General features: G+C 66.0%; 1 protein-coding gene. It reads right to left on the minus strand.

What is annotated here, in order from left to right; translation table 11 throughout:
* On the minus strand, positions 1-1,415 hold a 1,415-nt coding region (locus tag WBB85_RS18385; protein ID WP_432640044.1), incomplete at its 3' end, for a flavin-containing monooxygenase.
* Between the last annotated feature and the right edge of the window lie 234 nt (positions 1,416-1,649).

Here is a 1,649-nt window from a genome sequence, read left to right on the forward strand (position 1 = left end):
TCCGTCCATGCTGTCTGGGCGGCGGGATCGGCTTCGATCAGGTCGGCGGATCGAGTCCGCGCATGGGCAAGCAGACCGGCGATCCATTCGACATGCTGTTCGCAGGCCAGAACCATGTTGGCCAGCACCGAAGGGCTGCCGGGGCCATTGATCAGGAACAGGTTCGGAAACCCGGCGACGGCGAGGCCGAGATAGGTCGCGGGGCCGTCGCGCCACCGGTCCTTCAGCGCGACGCCATCGCGGCCCCGGATGTCGATCCGTTCAAGCGCGCCGGTCATCGCATGAAAGCCGGTCGCCAGAACCAGCGTGTCGAAGTCATGAACCGCTCCGGCGGTACGCAGGCCGGTTTCGGTGATCGTCGTGATCGGATCGGACCGGAGGTCGACCAGCGTGACGTTGTCGCGGTTGAAGTTCTCGTAATAACCGGTATCCACGCAAAGCCGCTTGGCGCCAAAGGGATAATCCTTCGGGCACAGGCGTTCGGCCACGTCCGGGTCGGCGACCATGGCGCGGATCTTGTTGCGGACGAACTCGGCGGCCAGTTCGTTGGCCCTGGGATCGGTCATCACGTCGCGAAAGGCGTACTGGAAATTGAACCCGCCCTGCCGCCAGCGCTGTTCGAAGGCGGCGTCGCGCTCGGACGGCGACAAGTCGAGGATCGACACGACCGACTCCTCGGCATAGTCGCCAGCGCCGGAGGCCCGCGACCGGGCACGCAGCGCGGGGTAGTCGCGTTTCATCGCCGCGCGTCGCGTCTCTGGCATCGGCCCGTTCCATGCCGGAATCGAGAAATTCGCGGTCCGCTGAAAGACTGTCAGCCTGCGCGCCTGAGCCGCGATCAGCGGTATCGACTGGACGCCGGAAGACCCGGTGCCGATCAGCCCGACATCGTGGCCGGTCAGGTCGACGCCGTCCTGCGGCCATTCCGCGGTATGCAGCACGCGACCCGCGAACCGGTCCAGTCCGGGGATGTCGGGCAGGTTGGGCACCGACAGGCACCCGGTCGCCATGATCAGGTGCCGCGCCTCGGCCTCATCGCCCCGATCAGTGTCGATCTTCCAGAGGCGTCGCACCGGATCGAACCGGGCCGACAGGACGCGCGTTTCAAGAAGGATGTCGCGCCGCAACCCGAAGCGGTCGGCCACATGGTTGGCATAGTGCAGGATGTCGGGCTGCACCGCATAGCGATCCGGCCAGACCCAGTCCTGCTGGAGATCCTCGGAAAACGAATAGGAATAGCTCATGCTTTCCACGTCGCATCGCGCGCCGGGATAGCGGTTCCAGTACCATGTGCCGCCGACGCCGGACCCGGCTTCGATCACCGTGGCGCTCAACCCCAGAAGCCGGGCGCGGTACAGCATGTAAAGGCCCGCAAACCCTGCGCCGACGATGATGACGTCCTTGGTCGCTGGCACGCCGATGCTCCGGTTCCGAGGGCGGGGACCGCGATGGTTGAACGGTCGAACAGGATTTTGGATATACATCCAAAAATGGATCGAGGCAAGGTGGGGCGGTGCGCCGATCCCGCCGGATCGCCTGCGCGACCGGTTCCCGAGCGCCGTTCGTGCCGGTCCGGGACCGGCCGGCGGCGCCTACTGCGGCAGATGCCGGGAAGCCCAGACAGCGGCCTGCGTGCGATTGTTGACACT

Source organism: Albidovulum sp. (assembly GCF_049646345.1).
In the GTDB taxonomy this organism is placed as follows: Bacteria; Pseudomonadota; Alphaproteobacteria; order Rhodobacterales; family Rhodobacteraceae; genus Albidovulum.